The following is a 22361-nucleotide window of genomic DNA, read 5'->3' on the forward strand; positions in this document are numbered from 1 at the left end:
AGTAAAAGCAGTACACCAAAATCTACTAGTAATGCATTTAATAAGGAGGAGCGCAAATCTCACTCAGACTTTAAAAAGGTTAATGGACCGAAAAAAAACACACATAAGAAATAATAGGCAAACACTAGGTAAGTATCTCACAAAAACTTTCTTTTACTGATAATTTATAAATTAAAGAACAATATAAAGTGTTATCTTTAGATTAGCATCTGAAACATGCAGTGTAAGAAATTAGATTAAATATTTATTGTGATTTAATGATAATATAAGTTCTTTGGAAATTTATATCTACAAAATATAAATTTAATGTGGTATATTATAAAATCCTATGGTATAATAAAAACTATGTGTTTATGAGCTTTAAAAAAACAATCTTGTTTATAAAAAAGTTCTAAAATAGCCAAGGTAAGTTTGAGTATAAGTGAAATATGTACTTTTACTTTGGATTACAACAACTAAAGAAATTTTAAAAGTTTTATCTAAACTTAGACATTTAAAATAATAAGTAAATTAAATCACAAATTTATGGTTACGTAAAAATGAGGCTAAGTGTAAATAATATGCTTGAACAAGTTGATATGTAATTTATAAATGTGAGATCTAGATGCTTACTATCTATGAAAATTGTCTTTTACAGGGTAAAACTTTTTTCTTGATATATGGAGGGGAAAATATGATAAGTACAACTGGAGTAAGTTTAAGATATGGTGGTCGTAAGTTATTTGAGGATGTGAATATTAAGTTCACAGAGGGAAACTGCTATGGATTAATTGGAGCAAATGGAGCAGGAAAGTCAACTTTTTTAAAGATTTTATCTGGAGAAATTGAACCAAATAATGGTGAAGTTTCTATAACTAATGGACAAAGATTAGCCGTGCTAAAACAGGATCACTTCCAATTTGACGAAGAAGAAGTTTTAAGAACAGTAATCATGGGTCATGGTAGATTAATAGAGATTATGGATGAAAAAGAGGCCCTATATGCAAAAGAGGACTTTAGTGATGAGGATGGAATAAAGGCTTCTGAGCTTGAAGGAGAATTTGCAGAACTTAATGGTTGGGAAGCTGAAAGTGAAGCAGCAACTTTATTAATGGGTTTAGGAATTACAGAAGAATTACACTATAAAAAAATGAAGGACTTAAATGGACCAGAAAAGGTTAAAGTACTTTTAGCACAGGCTTTATTTGGACATCCAGATATTCTTCTACTAGATGAGCCTACTAACCATTTAGATATTAAATCTATTACCTGGCTTGAGAACTTCTTAATGGAGTTTGAAGGTACAGTAATAGTAGTATCCCATGATAGACACTTTTTAAATAAAGTATGTACTCATATGGCAGATGTGGACTTTGGTAAGATTCAACTTTATGTTGGTAACTATGACTTCTGGTATGAATCTAGCCAATTAGCACATCAAATGGCTAAAGATCAAAACAAGAAGAAAGAAGAAAAAATTAAGGATTTACAAGCCTTCATCGCTAGATTCAGCTCTAATGCATCCAAAGCAAAGCAAGCTACTAGTAGAAAGAAGCAACTTGATAAGTTAACTTTAGACGATATAAAACCTTCTTCTAGAAGATATCCTTTTGTAGGCTTTAAGCCAGAAAGAGAAGCGGGAAATGATTTGCTAACTGTTGAAAATTTATCTAAAACTATCGATGGAGTTAAAGTTTTAGATGAAGTAACTTTTAGAGTGAATAAGGGAGATAAGATAGCCTTTTTAGGTGAAGGTGTTGCCAAAACTACTTTATTCAAAATTCTTATGGGAGAAATGGAACCGGATAACGGAACTTTTAAGTGGGGAATTACAACTTCACAGGCTTACTTCCCACAGGATAACTCAGAGTTTTTCAATGATTGTGATTTAAACTTAGTTGATTGGTTAAGACAATTCTCTGAAGATAAGGCTGAAAGCTTTATTAGAGGATTCTTAGGTAGAATGTTGTTTTCAGGTGAAGAAGCACTAAAGCAAGCTTCAGTTCTTTCAGGAGGAGAAAAAGTGCGTTGTATGTTATCTAAAATGATGCTTAGCAGTGCTAATGTTCTTATTTTAGATGAACCAACCAACCACTTAGATCTTGAATCAATTACCGCTGTAAACAATGGTTTAATAAGCTATACAGGAACTATTCTATTTACTTCTCATGACCATCAGTTTATTCAAACTATAGCAAATAGAGTTATAGAGATAACACCAAGTGGTATAATGGATAGAGCTATGACTTATGATGAGTACTTAGAAAGTGATGATATTCAAAAACAAGTACAACAAATGTATAAAGCGTAGTATTGACAATATATTCCTAGGAGTTTATAATACATTTTATAAATAAAACCTAATAATGTATAAAAATTCAATGAAGAGGACAGTACTTTTCAGAAGTCTTAAAGCGAGCAAGGGGAGAGTGAAAGCCTTGTAGGAATATGAAAAGCCATTGTGGTAACACAAAGGTATTATAAGTTTTCTGTTTAAAACTTATAAAGGAAGAGAACCTCGGAGAAGCTACCTGAAAGAGTAACACTTTGCTTGTATAGGGTAAGTCGCAGCAATGCGTTATAGTTTTGAGTGGACTTAGTTAAGTCAACAAGAGTGGTACCGCGGATACACCCGTCTCTATTTTTAGAGACGGGTTTTTTTATGTTATAAATTATTTAAAAGAGCATTCGAATGCATGCTTTTGCTTTTATATTAAATAATGAACAAGTTCATTTTGTGGAGTTACTTAGTAAGTAGATTTAGTATTTATAAGTAAAATTTGTTACACTAAAACAGCTTCTCTAGGCTGAAAGCTTCAAGGCTTGCGACAGTCCAATTAATGAATAAAATAGAGAGATTAATAAATTTAAATGGAAGGGAGACAGTTTCATGAATTATAAAAGTATTATTGCGAATAAAATATGTGAATATATAGACATGGATATTAATACACTAGAAAATTTAATAGAAGTTCCGCCACGAAGTGATATGGGGGATTTTGCTTTTCCTTGCTTTCAGTTAGCAAAAGAACTAAAGAAAGCTCCAAATATTATTGCTATGGAGTTAAAGGAAAACTTCCCATTGGAGGGATTTGAAAAAATCCAAGCTTTTGGGCCATATTTAAACTTTTTTGTTGATAAATCAATATTTATAAAAGAAGTCATCGAAAATATATTACACCAGGGGGATAACTATGGGAGAAATAATGTAGGCGAAGGGAAAAATGTTATTGTGGAATACTCTTCCCCTAATATTGCAAAACCTTTTCATATAGGACATTTATTTACTACAGTTATCGGGAATTCTCTGTATAAGATTTTTAAGTTTCAAGGATATAATACTATTGGAATTAATCACTTAGGAGATTGGGGAACTCAATTTGGTAAGTTAATTTCTGCATATAAAAGATGGGGAGATGAAGAAGCACTTCAAAAGGAACCTATAACTGAACTTTTAAGAATATATGTAAAGTTTCACGATGAAGCTGAAAATAATCCTGAATTAGAAGAGGAAGGAAGAAAATATTTTAAACAGTTAGAAGATGGAGATGAGGAAGCCGTAGAGCTTTGGGCAAGATTCAGAGACCTTAGCCTGAAGGAGTTCAGTAAGCTTTATAAAACCTTAAATGTTACTTTTGATTCCTATGCAGGTGAAAGTTTCTACAGTGATAAAATGCAAGAAGTAGTGGATGAAATTGATAAAAAGGGTTTGTTAGTTGAAAGCAATGGGGCAAAAGTAGTTATGCTTGAAGAGTATAATATGCCACCATGTATCATAAAAAAAGCAGATGGTGCAACTATTTATGCTACTCGTGATCTAGCTGCTGCTTTTTATAGAAAAAACACTTATGATTTTTATAAAAATATATATGTGGTAGGAAAGGATCAAAGTCTTCACTTCAAGCAGGTTTTCACAACAATAGATTTAATGGGTTATGAGTGGGCTAAAGATTGCCACCATGTAGAATTTGGTCTTGTAAGATTTTTAGATAAAAAATTATCCACAAGAAAAGGTGATGTAATACTTTTAGATGAGCTATTAAATGAAGCTGTTGTAAAAACTCTGGAAACTATTAATGAAAAAAACCCTACTCTTAAAAATAAAGAAGAGGTCGCAAAGAAGGTAGGTATTGGAGCCATAATATTTGCTTACTTAAAAAATAGTAGAGAAAAAGATATTGTATTTGATTGGAAAGAAATGCTTAGCTTTGAAGGAGAAACAGGTCCTTATGTTCAATATACCTATGCAAGGGGAAAGAGCATCTTAAGAAAAGTAGGCCAACGTGGTGATGATATAGATTATAGTAAACTTTCTTCTAAAGAAGAGTTTGAACTTGTTAAAGAACTAGAAGGCTTCCAAAGTGCTATATCTGCTGCTATTGATAAGCTACAGCCTAGTATGGTTACAAGATATATTATAGAGGTTGCAAAAGCCTTTAATAAGTTTTACAATGCACATAATATTTTAAACTCAGAGAATGAAGAAATTAAAAATGCAAGAATTAATTTAGTTAGAGCTACAATTCAAGTTATAAAAAATGGTCTGGAGTTAATCGGATTACAAGTTGTTGAAGAAATGTAAAAGAAAAGTTTAGCACCATTTATTTATTTCAGTATTAAACGGGACTAAGTTGAATATATCTGCGGTAGGGTAGCTTAAATTGCCTAATTTTAACTAATATAAGCTTCCCTAGTGCAAATTTAATCTATTCATGTTCAAAAGGCCTTAAGGGAATCAGTGTAGAAATCATGTAGAAGTTGAGTTTTAAATTTGATCCCTATAGTAAAAAAGAGATTAAAAGTAAAACTTTTAATCTCTTTCTTCATACTTAGGGCATTTAGAGTTGCAACTTCCACACTCACATTTGCCTTGAGCTTTTCTTTTTAGGTTTCTATAAAGAATAGCTCCAGCAGAAGCTACTATTAATACAGTTATAATAATTTCCATTATTAATCACTCCTGTTATAATCAATAATATTTAAATAAAGTAAAATTAGTCATATAAACTACTAAGTTGATTTAAAAGCTTAAACAAAGAAATAGTTTATAAAGAGAATTTAGTATCTGAAAATTGTATTAAGCAGCTTAAAACTATAATATTACTTGAGCAACGTTGTATACTAGGAAAGCTACAACCCATGCTACAAGAAATTGATAGATTACTGAAAACAGTGCAAATTTACCTCCGAATTCCTTCTTCATTGTTGCTATTACAGATACGCATGGTGTGTATAGTAAAGTGAATACTAAAAAGGATAATCCTGAAACCATTGTAAAGTTTGCAGCAATTTGGTCAACAAGCTCTCCAGTATATAGCACTCCAAGAGTACTTACAACAACCTCTTTTGCCATTAATCCTGTTAAAAGTGCTACAGAGTTCTGCCAAGATGCAAAACCTAAAGGTGCAAATATAGGACTTATAAATCTTCCTATTGAAGATAAAAAGCTGCTTTCTATTTCAGTCATTCCACTCATGTTAAAGTTTGATAGGAACCAAACTAATACTGAAATTGAGAAAATCAAAGTTCCAGCTTTCTTTAAGAAGCCTTTTCCTTTTTCCCAAGTATGCATTAATAAGCTTTTTAACTCAGGTAGCTTATACTCAGGAAGCTCAATAATAAATGGTTCTTCATCTTTTTTAAACAAAGTATTTTTAAAAATCAAAGCTATTATAAACGCTACTGATATTCCAAGTAGATAAAGCCCAAAGATAACAGTTGCTTCATTAGCTGTAAATAATGCAGCAGTAAATAATCCGTATACTGGTAATCTAGCATTACAAGACATAAAGGGAACTATTAAAGAAGTCAGCTTCCTGTCTTTTTCACTTTCAAGAGTCCTTGCAGCCATAATTCCAGGAACGGAACAGCCAAAGCCCATTATTAGGGGAATAAAAGCCTTTCCTGAAAGACCTAACTTTCTCATTAGTTTATCCATTATGAATGCAGCTCTTGCCATATAGCCACTATCTTCAAGGAAGGAAATTCCAAGAAATAGAGCAAGAATTATTGGTAAGAAAACTATAACAGACCCAACTCCACCGATAATACCATCTATTAATAGTGATTTAAACCAATCACTAGAATTTGCTAAAAGAACTTCAACCCATGATACGAAGGTTCCACCTACAAAGCCGTCTAATAGCTCCTGAAGAGGTCCTCCTACCCACTCAAAGGTAAATTTGAATATTAAATATAAGATACCTAAAAATATAGGATAAGCGAGAAACTTATTAAGTACAAGTTTGTCAATCTTTTCTGTTGTACTAACAACACCAGTTTTTTTCCCTTCTACTGAGGTTTTTAGCAGATTTTCTATGTACATATAAGTTTCCTTTTCATTCATCTTTGAAAAGCTATGCTTTTTATTTATTGACAAATCTAAACTTGAATAATCACTTTTTTGGATAAAATTCTTAACAGCCTCTATGCCTTCACTTTTAGAAGCTGAAATAGGCATAATAGTTACCCCTAACTCTCTAGATAACTTGCTATAATTAATATCTATACCCTTAGACTTAGCAACGTCTATCATGTTCACTATAAGCAAAATAGGCTTATTAAATTCTGAAAGCTGAGAAGTTAAATATAGATTCCTCTCTAGCTTGGACCCATCTACTATATTTACAATTAAGTCTACATCCCCGGTTTCTAAAAATTCTTTAGATACTTTTTCTTCATTGGAAAAGGTGTCCATAGCATAGATACCAGGAAGATCAACAATTTTAATGTTATTTCCTAAATAGCCTTCTTTCTTTTCTACAGTAACCCCAGCCCAGTTACCTACATACTGATTTGAACCGGTTAAGGCATTAAACAGGGTGGTTTTACCAACATTAGGATTACCTAATAATGCGATTGTTTTCATCCTTAAACAGCCTCCATAATATGAATGTTTTTGGCATCCTTTTTCCTTATAGCTAAATCAGTTCCTCTTAAATTGATTATTATTGGGTCACCAAGAGGTGCTGCTTTCTTTACTAATATTTCTGTACCTTCTATAAATCCTAAAGCTAAAAGTCTTTTAGCTAGTTTTTCATCACAGTTTAAATATTTTATATAACCTTTCATGCCAGGTTTTAAGTCAAATATGCTCATGAAACTCACTCCTTAGTGATAATTATTCTCATTATTATTATATTAGTGTTGAGAATAATTGTCAATAGGGAAGAAGTATTATATTAAAGTTTTTCTCAAATTAGTTTTTGTGGAATTTTGGGGAATTAAGTATACTTATTTATTTTAAATAGATTAATAATAATTTTTATAAATGGTAATATAATTACTATATATGGTTATAGAAAAAAAGTGTTAAAATGTGGTATAGTATTATTATGCTTTTCAGTATGGGGTTTGGACATATTTTTTATACTATAATTTAGAACCATCCGTATATATTTGATATATAATTGAATTTTAGTTATATAGATAAACATGCTCAAAATTATATATCTTTTAAGGATAGAATTTTATTCATCTTAAGAATAACTTAGATATTTACAGTTCATTGAGCTTGTATATTTCTTTTTGAGAAACCGCTTCTTGGAAGATATAATTAAACGGTGAAATGGTTTCTTTATAGGGAACCAAAATTAAGACTTAACTTGTATATAGAACCTCTTTGTTAGCTCTCTTAAAGCTTTTAAAATGAATAAATTTAAATATGATTAGGGAGCCTATAGTCAAGCTTAGGTGAATATATAAATTCCTCTTAGTACATTAAGCATAGACATTTAATATAAGAAAAGAGTGATATTGTGATAATTAAAGAAGAAACTATAAAAGTTGAAGAATTTCAATGGGAGAATAGTCTGGATATTGCTGGTGATAAAGAACTATTTAAGGATGCCATATTTTTTGATTTAGAGCATTATGTATATAAAAAACCTATTTGTATTGGAGTTTTTGGAGCAGCTTATTATGATGCTAAGGAGAATGAATTGAGAATTACTCAATATATGTTAGAAAATAAATATGAGTTAAAAAAGATGCTAAATATGGCTAAGGACTATTTTGAAAAGATGAGCACTGTACATAAGAAGAAGCATATAGTTACATTTTCTGGAAACAATGATTTTATTGTAATAAATTATTTGCTAAATAAGCATAATATTGGATATAAGATTAGTGAAAACTTCACTCAAATTGATCTTCAAAAAAAATATGAGCAAGAAGCAGGTACTTCCATTGGATTAAAAAATCTAGAAAATATTTTTGAAATTCATAGAGAAAGTGAACTTATTAGTGGATCTAATTTGGCAAAAACCTTTGGGAAAATAATGAAGGATGAAGAGTATTTTTCTAGAATGCCTTTAGAAAAAAAAGAGAAAATACTCCTTTATAATATGCAAGATGTGGTGAGCTTATTTTATATCTATGTTAATTGGAAAAAGCATGTAGTAAAGCCGGTAGAAAACAAAACTGAAAAAGAAGAATCAATTAATAATACTTTTAATTGAATTGAACTAGATAAAAAATCTAGTTCAATTTTTTTGTCTAATTCTAAGTTTTTTTCATAGTTTATATAAGTTATATATTAAAGATTTTACTAATAATATGGTATTAATATAATATTCTGACAAAGTTAATTAGACTTAATTTAAGAGGGGGTTATTCAATGGATTTAAAAGTTTTTACAGAGGGAAATGAGGATATTAACAGGGAGTTAACTAATGGTTATAAAGAGGTAGAACTATCATCATTAACAGAGAAAAAGCAATGTGAGGCTGCAACATGTAACACAAGTATTAATGAATCTATGGCCCCAAGGATAAAAAGTGTTGTTCATTTAGTTAAAGAGGAAAATAAAATTATGGAATACAAACTAAACCTTAAAGATTCAAATGGTAAGGAATCTAGAGTTTATGAAGTTGAAAATTTAGTAATTGGTAAACCTACAGAATATTTATTTAAAAATACTATACTAAACATTATCAGGTATAAACTTAAGGAAGCTTTTACTAATGAAATAATCTTTGATAGTGAAGAGAAAATATTGGAAAATTATAAAAATCAGCTTAAGGAAATATTAAAGCAATAGTTGAAGGTGTATTTAATGAAAGAGTTATCAAAAAAAATTAAAGCTGCCTTAAAAGAGGAAAAGTGTGATTTAGTTTTAAAAAATGCTACCTTTATTAATGTGTTTACACAAAAAATGGAGACTGGAGATATAGGAATATATAAGGATACAATTATAGGAGTAGGAAATTATGAAGGAATCAATGAAATAGATTGTTCAAATAACTATGTAGTGCCAGGTTTTATAGATGCACATGTGCATATAGAATCTTCCATGGTAATACCTGAAAAGTATTCTCAGATTGCTTTGAAAAATGGAGTAACAACAGTAATTGCTGATCCTCATGAAATTGCCAATGTGCAAGGGATTAAAGGAATAGAGTTTATGATGAGTAACTCTAAATCTACCTTGTTAGATATATTTTATATGTTACCTTCCTGTGTTCCTGCTACTTCCTTTGAAGACAATGGATATACCCTTAGTCATAAAGAACTAGGAGGACTTATAGATAATCCTAAAGTGCTAGGATTAGGGGAAGTTATGGATGTACCAGCTGTTTTAAACAGAAATGAAGATATGCTTAATAAGATTTTAATGTCCTTAGAGAAGAATATAGATGGACATTGCCCAAAGATTAATAGAGAAGCATTAAATGCCTACCTAACATCAGGAATTAAAACAGACCATGAATGCACAACGGTGGAAGATGCATTAGATAAAATTAAAAGTGGAATGTATGTAATAATTAGAGAAGGATCAGCAGCTAAAAACCTTACTACCCTAATCAAGGCCGTAAGTAACGATAACTATCATAGATTTTTGTTTTGTACCGATGATAGACATTTGGAAGATTTAATAGAAGAAGGATCTATTAATAATTCTATAAGGATGGCTATTAAAGAGGGGGTAGATCCAGTTAAGGCTTTTACTATAGGAAGCTTTAATACTGCTCAATGTTATGGACTAAAAAATCTTGGTGCTATAGCTCCAGGATATAAAGCAGATTTAGTAGTATTAGAAAATTTAAAAAGGGTAGATATAGTAAAGGTAATTAAAAATGGTAAGGACGTAGATTCAGTTAAAACACATAAAAGTAGTTCCTTTAAAGTTAAAAATTCAATGAACATGGACTTTGTTTCTGAAGAAACCTTTAAGATTTCTTCTACTGGAGCTAAGGTGAATGTAATTAAGTGCAAGCCTCAATCCTTAGAAACAAAACTTGTTATAAGAGATGTAACTCTAGAAAATAATATAATATCAGAGGTTAAAGGTAAGGAAATATTGAAAATTGGGGTATTTGAAAGGCATAAGAGAACAGGTAAATATTCCTTAGGATTTGTTGAGGGATTAGGATTGAAAAATTGTGCAATTGCACAAAGTATAGCTCATGATTCCCATAATGTAGTGGTTATAGGAGAGAAAGACAAGGATATGGCTATAGCAGTTAATTCTTTAATAACCATGGGTGGAGGAATTGCTATTGTGTCAGAAGAAAAGTTAATTGCTCATTTAAGCCTTCCAATTGGAGGTTTAATGACATTCCAAGACCCATTTATAGTCAGTGAGGGAATAAAAAGGCTTAATAGGATAGCACGAACCTTTGGTGTAAAACCTGAGTTTGACCCATTTATAACCTTATCATTCTTAGCTCTTCCAGTAATACCTGAATTAAAGATTACTTCTAGGGGATTATTTAGTTTTACTAAGGGAGAGTTTGTTGATTTAAAATTAGAATAAACATGTAAATAAATTTGTTTAAGAAATTAAGTTATAGATTTACATTATACTTAATTTCTTATTTTTTTTATAAGCATATAAAGTCTATTTTGTATGTGGAAAATGAAAAGCATTGTTTACAGAAAAAAATTGAATAATCATAAAAAAACTATTGATTTTTTTTTGCAAAGTATATAATATAATATTATATAGAAAATATTTGTAAATTTTTAGAAGGAAACTTTGAAACATATTCTTATTTGGGCACTTTGGATATGTGGAGTTTATAGTGCAACCGGCCTTTAACAGGGGCCTTTTTTTTGTTTCTTGAATTTTACAAATCCACGCAAAAATATTGTGAGTAATAAGAAATGTAAAAAAAATAATTTACTATAGACTTATTACATATTTGTATATTAATTTTGATTTAGATGAGGGGATGATAAAAATTTTGGGTTACGTTACTGTTTTTATTTATGGCTTGATTATTGGCAGTTTCTTGAATGTATGTGTGTATAGAATTCCATTAAATCAATCCATTGTGTATCCTCCTTCAAATTGTCCGCGCTGCAACACAAGGTTAAATTGGAAAGACTTAATACCAGTATTAAGTTATGCTATTTTGAAGGGGAAGTGCAGGTATTGCGGAAATAAAATCTCTATCACATATCCAGTTCAAGAATTATTTACTGCAATAATATTTCTCATTACTTATTATAAATACGGGTTTTCTATTTATCTTTTCAAGTATGTAATATTATTTAGCATTTTAATTGTAATATCTAATATTGATATTAAGCATCAAGACGTATACACATCTACAACTATTCCAGGCATAATTAGTGGACTTATTTTTGCTATTATAGAGCAGTACTTTGCTATAGGAAGTTTTAAAAATTATTTTATTGGTGCGGTTATAGCTGCTGTAATTATTGGTTTGATAGTTTATATTACAGGCGCAATGGGTGAAGGTGACATTGAAATAGCAGCACTATGTGGAACATTTATAGGTTGGAAACTTTCCATACTTATGATAATACTAGCGTTTATATTAGGTGGAGTAATAGGCACTATATTAATTGCTACCAATATTAAAGGAAGAAGAGACTATATGGCATTTGGACCATTTTTAGCTTTAGGTGCCTTGATTTCAGTATTGTTTGGTAGTGCAATAATAAATTACTATCTGGTATTATTTTTTTAAGATAATTTCCAAAGAAAAAATAAGATTTCATTGTGAAACTAACTGATTATTATTATAATAAATGTATAATGAAATATTAGACATTTATGTAAATATAAGTATATTTTAAAATTGTACTAAGCAAGGAGTGTTATGGATGGCAATAGGAGGAAAACAGGTTAAAAGGCTTGGAGATTTGCTAGTGCAAGCTGGAAAAATAACTAATTTTCAGTTACAAGAAGCTCTTAAAAAACAAAAATTTCTGGGTAAGAAAATTGGAGAGGTTTTAATTGCTGAGGGCTATGTTACTATAGAAGATATATTAGAAGTACTAGAAAAGCAAACAGGCATAACAAGAATTAATTTAGAATTAAACACTATCGATAAGCGAGCTATAAAAGCTGTACCAGAGAATATTTGTTTAAAGAATGACTTAATCCCATTTGGATTTGACGGGAATAAGATTAAAGTTGCCATGTGGGATCCTTTAAATATATTTGCAATCGATGACATATATATAGCTTCAGGGTTTGAGGTTGAGGCATATTTAGCTACAAGAGATGAAATAAAACGTACCATTGAAAGGCAGTACTCTGATGAACAGGTAACAAAGGCTGCAGAAGAACTATCCAAAGAAAAACAAGGTGATTCTAAGAGTCAGGGGAATGTAGATGAAACCTTTGATGATATTAAAAATGCACCTGTAGTTAAAATGATAGATTACTTAATTAGAAATGCCATAGAGCAAAGGGCCAGTGATATACATATTGAACCTTACGAGAAAATTGTAAGAATAAGATACAGAATAGATGGACAACTTCAACAAGTTTCAACTCTGTCCATAGATAGTCTACCGCCCCTTGTTACAAGAATTAAAATTATGGCTAACTTGAATATTGCTGAAAAGCGATTGCCACAGGATGGTAGAATCATCACCAGACTAACTGATAAAGAAGTAGACCTGAGGGTTTCTATTCTGCCCATGATTAGTGGTGAAAAGATAGTAATTAGGGTACTTAGTAGAGATGGATATCAAATTGGAAGAAGTAGTCTTGGAATGAGCGAAGAAGAGCTACAAAGTCTTGACAACATGACTAAAAATCCTCATGGAATAATATTAGTTACTGGTCCGACAGGTAGTGGTAAATCCACTACTTTATATACAATCCTAAATGAACTAAATGATGAAGGTAAAAATATAATTACTATTGAAGATCCAGTGGAATATATTATGGAAGGTATTAACCAAGTTAATGTTAATACAAAGTCGGGACTAACTTTTGCTAATGGATTAAGATCTATTTTAAGACAAGACCCTGATATTGTAATGATTGGTGAGATAAGAGATAATGAAACAGCTCAAATAGCTGTAAGAGCAGCTATAACTGGTCATTTAGTATTAAGTACACTTCATACTAATGATGCCCCATCTTCTGTGGTTAGACTTGTTGATATGGGAATAGAACCTTATCTTGTAGCAACATCTATAAGCGGTGTTATAGCTCAAAGATTAGTTAAAAAAATATGCAGCAAGTGTAAAAAAGAATATAAAGCTTCTGTTCATGAAAAAAAAATACTGGCTATGGACCCTTATGAAGAACTTATACTTCACAAGGGAGAAGGGTGTGCGTACTGCAATAACACCGGATATGTGGGTAGAACAGGGGTTTATGAACTGATGGAAATTACAAGGGAGCACAAAGAAGCAATACTTAGTGATAAAAGTTCTGATGAACTTAGAGATATATCTATAGAAAAGGGAATGAAAACCTTAGGATTAGCTTGCAAAAGTTTAGTGCTTCAGGGGGTTACTACTGTAGATGAATTAGCCAAAATTGCTTTCTTAAACGAGTAATTTGTTTAATGCAAAAATATAACAAGATAACAACTTAAGAATATAAGAATATGCACATTTATTATCCATAATATTAAATGTATATAATAGTGATTATTTAGATCTTATGGGGGTGAGGAGTTAGTGCCAAACTATAAATATAAGGCTATGAATGAAAAGGGAGAAAGAATAGAAGGAACCTTTGATGCTGAATCAAAAGAAGAAGTTATGGAAATGATTCAAGCAAACAACTATTATCCTCTCGTGATTGAGGAGCCACAACAAGGAGTAAAAATTGATTTTTCAGGATTTGCTAAAATAAAAACAAAGGATATCGCTGTGTTTTGCAGGCAATTTCATACTATGTTAGATGCTGGAAGTCCAATTAACAGTGCACTTCATATACTTTCAACTCAGCATCCTAATAGAAAATTGAGAGATGCCCTATCTATGGTTGAGGATGAAGTAAGAAAAGGTTCCACTCTTGCAGAAGCAATGGCAAAGCCAAAGAATGTGTTTCCAAATCTTTTAATAAGTATGATTGAAACAGGTGAGGTCAGCGGTACCTTAGATTCAGTAATGCTTAGAATGTCAAAGCATTATGAGAAGGAAAATAGAATAAACAATAAAATTAAAGGGGCTATGATATATCCCTTAGTTTTAGCAACTGTAGCAATTGGAGTTATTGTATTTATCCTAGCCTTTGTAATGCCAATGTTTGTAGATATGTTTACACAAGGGGGAGTTGAGCTTCCTACCTCAACAAAAATATTACTTGGTATTAGCTCAGGAATACAAAGTTACGGATGGTTAATGCTTATTGGAACAATTTCCTTCGTTGTAGTTTTAAGGCGATATTTTAAAAGTGAAAAAGGACAAGAACTATTAAGCAAGCTTAAATTAACTATTCCAGTAATAAAAAAGTTAAACCAGAAGATTATTGTATCTAGATTTACAAGGACACTATCTACTGTTCTAGCTTCTGGTATACCTTTAGTACAAGGGCTTCAAGTGGTAAATGGTGTTATTGGAAACAAAGTTGCAGAAAATGCCTTAGATGAAATAAAGGACAAAGTAATAAAAGGAGAAGGCCTTGCAGAACCCATTAGAGATTGCGGCATATTTCCAATGATGTTATCTTCCATGATAAAAATCGGAGAAGAATCAGGATCACTAGATGACATTCTAAATAAAACTGCAGACTTCTACGATGAGGAACTAGAAAATGAAATTCAAACAGCTACAGCACTTCTTGAGCCTCTAATGATAGCTGTCATGGGAATAATATTAGGTTTTATCATAGTTTCAATTATTACTCCAGTCTTTGGAATGTATAATACTATTTAGTGTTTTTGTAAAAATGTAATAAATATCAAAATCAACTGTATAAATTGGTATTTGGGCCATATGGTCTTAATATATAAAAAATATAATGGGAGGTTTTCAAATGAAAGAAATATCAAACAAAAAAAGAAAAAAGAAAGGATTTACATTAATAGAACTTATTATCGTAATAGCAATTATAGCAATTATAGGTGCTATAGCATTACCTAACTTTACAAAGATAAGAACAGAATCAAGGGTTAAGGCTGAGAAACAAAGTGTTCAAAATATAGAAAGAATTACAGAGACACTACTTATAGATCAAAAGCTAGTACCAGGTGAAGTAGTTACAATAGTATTTAGTGGTGCTGATCTTGCTACCAGGACAGTTACAAAAACAACAGCAGCTACTCAACCAGGTACTGCAACTGCTGCTGAACTAACTGATTACTTCAAAAGTGTGAACAAGCCACAAGAAGATGGTAAGACAGGCTATAAAATTAATATTGATTCAACTAGTAAGGAAGTTTCAGTTACTACAACTCCTTAATGAAATAAAGTGTAAAGCTACTCTAGCTTTACACTTTATCCATAATAAATTAAAACAGTAAAGTGTAGAGTTCACTTATCAAATATAAGGTAAGATATAAGCTTAGTAATTAATTCGTTAAATTTTGATCCTTGAACTGTGCACTTTAACTTTAGATTAATTCATATAATATATGAACTGAAAATTTACAAATTAGGCATAGGTAGTATAGACAAATACTAAAAAGTTATTAAGGGGGTATTTTGAACAATGAAAGTTGCGAAGTTAGCCAATTTAAAAGATTTACTTAATACGGATATTAAAACTTTAGTAAAAAATAAAACAAATAACAATAAAAAAACTAGTTATTTTTCTAAAAAAAATACAGTAAAGAAACTTGTGTCTTTAGATATAGGTAGCCATAGTATTAAAGTAGTAGCAGGCGAAAGAGCAAAAGATAAGATCATTGTGCATAAGGCTTTTTCATTTCCGATTCCAGAAGGTTTTGTGGTGGATGGTAAAATATTAAATCATTTGGAGATTACTAGATTAATAAAGGAAAAGCTTGCTTTGAACAATGTTAAAATTAGTGCTGCAGTGTGTACTACAAATAGTACTTCTATAATTAATAGAGATATAGTAGTTCCTATTGCAGAAGAAAGTGAAATGGGTGCTGTTATTAACTTCTCTATACAACAGTATCTTCATATTAATATGAATGATTATACAATTCAATATGATATTTTAGGGGAAGTGGAAAATGAAGGTGTACAAAAATATAAAGCACTGGTGATTACTTACCCTAATGCTATGTCAAAAGAATATTTTAATCTTATTAAAGAGTGTGATTTAGAACCCTATGCCTTAGATGTTGCATTTAACTCTGTAAAGAAACTTTATAATAATACTCAGTATTTGAATGATAACTTTTTATCTAAAGAAGCTACCACAGCCTTTGTGGACATGGGGTGTAACACTATAAATGTACACATATATAAAAACGGATATCTTGAATTTACTAGAGTTATTAAATCTGGAGGTAGTGACCTAGATGGAAGGATTTCTAGAAAATATGGAATCACTTTCAAAGAAGCGGAAGAAAGAAAAATAAAGTATAGCCATTTAGATAGTTATGGTGAATCAGAAGAAGTTCATGAGTTTAATGAATTTTTAAAGGAAGAACTTCAACAATGGGTGGTAGAAATTCAAAGAATAGTTCAATTTTATAAAAATAAAAATGTTGGTAACAAAATTGATAATATGTACATTTTTGGAGGATCATCTAATATTAAAGGCATGGATAGATTTTTAAGAGAACAGTTATCTATTTCTGTGGAAACCATAAATACAATTGAAAATATAGTGGTGCAAGATGGCAAGGTCTTTGAGGATATTAATATATACTTAAATGCTTTAGGCGCCTTAATAAGACTTTAGGTGGTGAAATTTAATGAGAGATTTTAACTTCTTCTTACCCTATTTAAATGATAAAAATGAAAGAAAAAATAAAAAAACTTATATAGCTACCACCTTAATCCTAGTTGCTGCAATAGTAGTAGGAACCTTTGTTTATAACTCCTTTTATATCTTCACCTTGAGAAGCGACATTAAGGACTTAAAAAATACTTATGAGGCTGCAGATAATCAACAACAATTAGCAAAAGCTGAAGGACTTATTAAAACTTATAATACTCTTAATGATTATAACAAGGAATTAGAAAATATCTTTTCTGGTGTGTTAGATAGAAAGGTTGTTAGTAGCCAAGTTTTATTTGATGTGTCAAATTCAATTCCCAAGGAGATTTCCTTTAAGAGTATGTCACTTGATGGGAGTGTCCTTAGTATTCAAGGAATATCCAGTAGTAGGGTTGCAGTAGCTGAACTTGGTCATAACCTAAAAAATCTTTCTTACTTTAGTGAAGTTCACATGGGAAACATAAATTTAGTTAGTAAGGATAGCCAAGAACAGTATAGTTTTTCAATAAAATGTACATTAAAGGGTGTGAATAATCATGAAGCTAAGTAAGCGAGAAAAGATGCTATTAGCTGTCTTAGGAGTTTTATTATTTCTAGGAGCATATTATAAATTTATTTTTATTTCACAAAAGGCGAAAATAGATGGGTTAAAAAAAGATAAAGCTGTCTACGTGGAAAAAGTAGATAAGTTAAATACTTTAGTTGCAACCATACCACAAAAGGAATCAGATATTAAAGTTATAACTACTAAAATTAAAGATAAAGGTATTAAATTATACCCTGATATAATTCAAGAAAACATAATTAGAGAATTAGATAAATTAATCAGAGACTCAGGAATTAATGGAAGTATTAGCTTTTCAGAAGTAGCTGTATCTTCTATAGAAACATCTAAGAAGGAAGAGTCAAAATTAAAAGATAGTAAGTTAGAGGATTTGAAGAATCAATATAATAACCTAAATACAGAGTCCACAGTAAAGAAAAATGATTCGGAAAACAACAGTACAACTAAAACTGAAGATAAGGGACAATTTTCAAATGGAGAAACAAAAGGTGACAATAAATCTGCAGTAGCTAAGGATGAAAATAGCTCTAAGGTACAACAATTAAAAGTAACTTTAAACTTTACTGGAGCATACAATAACATAGTTGATTTTGTAAAAAGACTTGAGGATTACTCTAAGCATATAGCTATGGTATCAATAAATATTTCTCAAAGTAGTGAAACTGAAATTACAGGTACTTGTGTTTTAGAATTTTTTGCAATACCTAAAATAACTGATGAGGATAAAAATTACTTTAGCTGGGATTTACGAAATCCTTATGGAAAAGAAAACATCTTTGATGGTTCTATGAGTATTAATCCTCTTAAGACTGTAGAAGACATAACCAATACTGGCAAGCCAAAGTTTGACTTTGTAATGTCTGTAAAGCCACAAAGTTCTGATATACCAACAATAATTTTGGGAAGGGCTAATGATACAGATAGACAATCATATGTTTATGCAGATAGTAATAAGGTAGAGAATATTGAAATAGTTTTAGAAAAAGAGAAAGATAAGTATTACTTCAGATATAAAACTTCAAGAGATAGCTATCCATTAAATTTTAATGATGAGAAAATTGAATTCAACCCAGGATTATCAGACGTATATTTCAACATATTATCTTCTCTAAGACTTACAGCTGATGACAAGTCCGGTGCAAATATTAAGCTTACTAATAAAACAGATAAAAAAATTGTTGTTATTATAGAAGGAGAAGATGCTACATCACCTAGAATTAAAATTGAAGGTGAAGGTGGAAATATTGAAGTAAAGCAGGCACCCTAAAGGAGGGAAAGTGGTTGAGGTTTTTGCAAGTTTATAAAAAGAAAGCTTTGACTCTTATTGAAGTTGTAATAAGTTTAGCAATTCTATTTATTATAATGATACCCATATCTACCATGGCAATTCAAACAGTTAAAATGAACAAACAGGCAGAAGACAAGCAACAAGCAACTGCTTTAGCCCAAAAGCTTATGGAAAAGGTAAAGTCACTACCAAAATTCAGTAGTGTAGAACTAACGGATGGAGTAACTTTGCAAGTAGGGAGCTCACCTTACAGAATACAAGGAGAAATAGATGGATTTAAGGTAGAAGGAACCATAGAGGCAGTTGAAGGTTACAGTAGTGAGTTAGGTAGTATAACAAATGAAGTTGATGCTGATGCCACGGTGGAGCTACCTGAAGAAGATGCCAATGGCAATTTATATGTAATAGTAAATGGTGTTAGGCAATCTTTTACTATAAATTTTAAAGAGCTTTCTATTGTAAAAGACACTTCTGACACAAAATTAATATTTTCTAATGGTACCACTGCAATCCCTAACGATAAATCAGCTATAGAAATTATTGCCGATAAAGATTCATCTTTGAATTACACAATCAAAGTTTCCAATAATACTAATACCACATTAAACTTATATTGTTATAAGTTTAATGACTCAAATGCTAAATTCAATGTAATAAATGAAAAGGGGAAGGTTTCATATTACGATAATTTATTAAAACAAGATTCGTCTACAATACCAAGTACAATAAATCGAGTGTATAATATTAATATAAAGGTTTCAAAAAAAGATACCTATTATGAAGTAAAATCAAATAAAGCTATGGTAAGATAAGGGGGTGTTACCATGAAAAGAAAAAGGAAAGGGTCTGCACTGCTAACTGTAATTTTAGTTTTCGGTATATTAGTTACAGTTGGTACAGCGGTGATGACTGTGTCTTTATCTGATGTAAAATTAAGGTCAAATGAAAGTAAAAGAGTTCAAAATCTATACGAGTCTGAATCAGGATTAGAAAATGTTTATGGAATATTTTCAAAGTCTGTAGATGAAGCAATTAAAACAGGAAATGAAAAAGTTAAAATTGAGATTGAGGCTTTAAATAGTCGTATAGTTACGGAGAAAGATAAGTTTACAAATAATGAAACCTATAATAAAGACCTAATAGATGATGAAGGAGATGTAAAAGAGGAATATATAAAAGCTTTATTGAACTCAACCTTTAAAGAAGCATACAAAAACTATTTAATTAATGAAATTACAGGTGTAATTAATAATAAAAATAGCTATCTAATAGGGGACGACAATTCTTCTCCTAGAGTTAGTATTAAGAATTTAACGGCCCAAGAAGTAGCATTTAAAAAAACTAACCCCGACAACAATGAACCTGAAGAGTTAAAAATGGTTATATCTTCTTCTTATGAGAAAATTGATAACAATGGATATAAAAATTTAAGAACTGTTGAAACTACTTTTAAAATTTTTGTGTCAGAGTATGGTAATCCTTATGCTATGGAAAATGAAAAGTTGATTTTACTAGATAACATCATAAGAGGTAAAACTCTTGCAATCAACTCAAACTTAGAATTACAAACAAACTCAGAATTAAATATAAAGGGTGAGGCCTATGTACTTGGAAAAAGTGAAGCATTTAGTGATTCCACAGGAATTATGATAAATGGATCAAATGCAAGACTAAATCTAACAGAGGCAAAAGTAGTGTCAAAAGGTGATGTTAGAATTAAGGGAGATTCTTCTAAAATTATAGGCGATGATAAAAGTACCTTATACACAGGAAGCTTAGCGGTGGAGAACAATGCAATTAAGTCTAACATTGATATTAAGGGTTCAGTATATGCAAATAATGATTTAATTTTAAATGCTGAAAAGTCAAATATAGGCATCGGAAAAGGTTTTTATGGAATTAATGATATTAGAAAAAATAGTGTTGGAGAAAGAAGAAGTAATTCCAGTAGTATTATAGTGAATGCAAAGGATATAGGAGAAAAGGATGGATCATCAATTACTATTGGAGAAAATTTGGTGCTTTTAGGTACTGCATATATCGATACTAAACCAGAAAGTTACCAAACAGGTGAATCCATTGCTATAAAAGGAAATTATAAGGCATATACAACAGCTTTAGAAAATGAAGGTAAATATAATAAGGATAAAATTGTTTTCGATTATTTAACTCCTCTTCAATTAGCAAGTAGGTTCACAGATGGAAAAGACCTTACTTTAGAGGATAAAAATAATTATTTCATGGCTTATTTGGAGAATAAAAAAAATTCATTAAAATTAAGTGGAATTAATTTGTCAGAAAATATTTATACATTAGGAGTTGCTATAAACAGTGGAAATGCCTTAGGTGGGAATTATACTATTGATAATGATACTATTAAAAGAAGTGTAGAAACTTATGATAATGAAATCAAAAAAATTGAAAGTATAAATGATTATATCAATTTTTCAGCAATTACTAGCGCATTAAATAAGGTATCAAATTTTGAAAAATCTAAACAAGTAATATATATTTCAAAAGAAAATACTAATTTAGAAATTTCTAATGGAAATGGAGATTCAAAAGATAACAAAATATATTTAAATGGAACAAATGCTAAAGGAGTAATCATTGCATCTGGTGATGTGTATATAGATGGAAATGTTAACTTTGAAGGCACAATTATTACTACAGGCAAAATTGTAATTAAAGATAATGCAAAGGTTACTTTAAATAGTAACAAAAAAGTTGTGGATTATATAGTAGCAAATAACTTTAAGTATTTTGATGGTATTTTTCAAAAAAATATGGAGAATGTTTTAAGTAATATTGAAGTTGATGCATCTGTAGTTGTAGAAAATGGACTCCAAAATATTCCAAAGGACAATCTTATAAAGACTAACAATTGGAAATTAGTAAAATAAAAGAAGGGGAGAATTTACATGAAGAAAAGGAAAGCTCTTACTTTAATTGAGGTATTAATAGCTCTTTCTATTTTGGCAATAGTCATGGGAATCCTCTTCCCTTTTTTTATAAGAATTTTTAAAGCCTATAATAATACTGCTATAAAATCAGAACTTCAAAATGAAGCTGAAAACGCTATTAGGATTATATCTAAAATAGCTATGGAAGCAAAAAAAGTAAATTCACTTGACGGAGCAAATATTGATAATAGTTCTGGAGTTTATAAAATCGATGGGTCTAGTCATAAAACTTTAGAACTTTTATCTGGAAGTGATGAAATAAATAAGTTTCAACTGGAAGAAGGATTATTATATAAAATACCCCCAATAAATGAAAAAGTTCAAATAGCTAATTACGTAACGTATTTGGAAATAGTACCTCTAGATGAGACCACCTTTCAGCAAAGTAGGGGGATAAAAATGGTGTTACATATGAAGAAAAAGGAAGTTGAATATAAAGTAAGTAATATACTATTTTTCAGAAATAAAACATAGAAGGGGGGATAA

The 22361-nt window shown here is 30.3% G+C and carries 18 protein-coding genes, 1 riboswitch and 1 other annotated feature; of the genes, 15 read left to right on the forward strand and 3 right to left on the reverse strand.

Features of this window, described 5'->3' with window-relative positions:
* Positions 1-673 precede the first annotated feature (673 nt).
* Together J2Z44_RS02395 and argS are read left to right on the forward strand one after the other, a co-directional pair.
* The gene (locus tag J2Z44_RS02395; RefSeq protein WP_021283993.1) at positions 674-2290 is read left to right on the forward strand and encodes an ABC-F family ATP-binding cassette domain-containing protein; all 1617 of its coding nucleotides are present in this window, start codon (positions 674-676) and stop codon (positions 2288-2290) included.
* Positions 2291-2351: 61 nt separating this feature from the next.
* Positions 2352-2622: a binding site (T-box leader), on the forward strand.
* Between the two features lie 247 nt (positions 2623-2869).
* Positions 2870-4561: an arginine--tRNA ligase gene (gene argS / locus J2Z44_RS02400; RefSeq protein ID WP_021283994.1), complete on the forward strand. Its 1692-nt coding sequence runs from the start codon at positions 2870-2872 to the stop codon at positions 4559-4561.
* 228 nt (positions 4562-4789) lie between these two features.
* Here the strand turns inward: argS and J2Z44_RS02405 are convergent, their stop codons facing one another.
* The 3 genes from J2Z44_RS02405 to J2Z44_RS02415 all read right to left on the reverse strand — a co-directional run bounded on the left by J2Z44_RS02405 (position 4790) and on the right by J2Z44_RS02415 (position 7077).
* Positions 4790-4927, reverse strand: a complete 138-nt coding sequence (locus J2Z44_RS02405) for a FeoB-associated Cys-rich membrane protein (protein WP_021283995.1) — start codon at positions 4925-4927, stop codon at positions 4790-4792.
* A 144-nt stretch (positions 4928-5071) separates the two neighbouring features.
* Complete coding sequence (gene feoB, locus J2Z44_RS02410; RefSeq protein ID WP_021283996.1) at positions 5072-6847, reverse strand: ferrous iron transport protein B; 1776 nt, start codon at positions 6845-6847, stop codon at positions 5072-5074.
* Positions 6848-6849: 2 nt separating this feature from the next.
* Positions 6850-7077, reverse strand: coding sequence for a FeoA family protein (locus J2Z44_RS02415; RefSeq protein ID WP_017415963.1), 228 nt, complete (start codon positions 7075-7077; stop codon positions 6850-6852).
* Between the two features lie 659 nt (positions 7078-7736).
* Between J2Z44_RS02415 and J2Z44_RS02420 the strand changes: the two genes are divergently transcribed.
* The 13 genes from J2Z44_RS02420 to J2Z44_RS02480 all read left to right on the forward strand — a co-directional run bounded on the left by J2Z44_RS02420 (position 7737) and on the right by J2Z44_RS02480 (position 22349).
* Positions 7737-8438, forward strand: coding sequence for a ribonuclease H-like domain-containing protein (locus J2Z44_RS02420; RefSeq protein WP_021283997.1), 702 nt, complete (start codon positions 7737-7739; stop codon positions 8436-8438).
* Positions 8439-8596: 158 nt separating this feature from the next.
* Positions 8597-9019 carry a hypothetical protein gene (locus J2Z44_RS02425; protein ID WP_021283998.1) on the forward strand — a complete coding sequence of 141 codons (423 nt, stop codon included), beginning with the start codon at positions 8597-8599 and terminating at the stop codon, positions 9017-9019.
* 15 nt (positions 9020-9034) lie between these two features.
* Complete coding sequence (gene ade, locus J2Z44_RS02430; protein ID WP_021283999.1) at positions 9035-10735, forward strand: adenine deaminase; 1701 nt, start codon at positions 9035-9037, stop codon at positions 10733-10735.
* Between the two features lie 206 nt (positions 10736-10941).
* A riboswitch (cyclic di-GMP riboswitch) is annotated at positions 10942-11024 on the forward strand.
* 129 nt (positions 11025-11153) lie between these two features.
* Positions 11154-11918: a prepilin peptidase gene (locus J2Z44_RS02435; protein ID WP_031271628.1), complete on the forward strand. Its 765-nt coding sequence runs from the start codon at positions 11154-11156 to the stop codon at positions 11916-11918.
* A gap of 136 nt (positions 11919-12054) precedes the next feature.
* Positions 12055-13752 (forward strand): GspE/PulE family protein, encoded by a 1698-nt coding sequence (locus J2Z44_RS02440; RefSeq protein WP_209649311.1) that lies wholly within the window; start codon positions 12055-12057, stop codon positions 13750-13752.
* Positions 13753-13875: 123 nt separating this feature from the next.
* A complete protein-coding gene (locus J2Z44_RS02445) occupies positions 13876-15078 on the forward strand; it encodes a type II secretion system F family protein (protein WP_021284003.1) in 1203 nt (400 codons plus the stop codon).
* A 100-nt stretch (positions 15079-15178) separates the two neighbouring features.
* Positions 15179-15604: a prepilin-type N-terminal cleavage/methylation domain-containing protein gene (locus J2Z44_RS21750; protein WP_021284004.1), complete on the forward strand. Its 426-nt coding sequence runs from the start codon at positions 15179-15181 to the stop codon at positions 15602-15604.
* A gap of 249 nt (positions 15605-15853) precedes the next feature.
* Positions 15854-17020: a type IV pilus assembly protein PilM gene (pilM, locus tag J2Z44_RS02455; protein ID WP_021284005.1), complete on the forward strand. Its 1167-nt coding sequence runs from the start codon at positions 15854-15856 to the stop codon at positions 17018-17020.
* 13 nt (positions 17021-17033) lie between these two features.
* On the forward strand, positions 17034-17609 hold the full coding sequence (locus J2Z44_RS02460) for a PilN domain-containing protein (RefSeq protein WP_209649312.1): 576 nt from the start codon (positions 17034-17036) through the stop codon (positions 17607-17609).
* On the forward strand, positions 17596-18891 hold the full coding sequence (locus J2Z44_RS02465) for a hypothetical protein (RefSeq protein WP_021284007.1): 1296 nt from the start codon (positions 17596-17598) through the stop codon (positions 18889-18891). The genes J2Z44_RS02460 and J2Z44_RS02465 overlap by 14 nt, the downstream gene beginning before the upstream one ends.
* Positions 18892-18905: 14 nt before the next feature.
* Entirely contained in the window at positions 18906-19724 is an 819-nt protein-coding gene (locus tag J2Z44_RS02470) for a type IV pilus modification PilV family protein (RefSeq protein ID WP_021284008.1), read from the forward strand.
* 12 nt (positions 19725-19736) lie between these two features.
* A complete protein-coding gene (locus J2Z44_RS02475) occupies positions 19737-21815 on the forward strand; it encodes a DUF2572 family protein (protein ID WP_021284009.1) in 2079 nt (692 codons plus the stop codon).
* 18 nt (positions 21816-21833) lie between these two features.
* Positions 21834-22349: a PilW family protein gene (locus J2Z44_RS02480; protein WP_021284010.1), complete on the forward strand. Its 516-nt coding sequence runs from the start codon at positions 21834-21836 to the stop codon at positions 22347-22349.
* Positions 22350-22361 lie beyond the last annotated feature (12 nt).

The organism is Clostridium punense (genome assembly GCF_017874425.1).
Lineage (GTDB): Bacteria > Bacillota > Clostridia > Clostridiales > Clostridiaceae > Clostridium_J > Clostridium_J punense.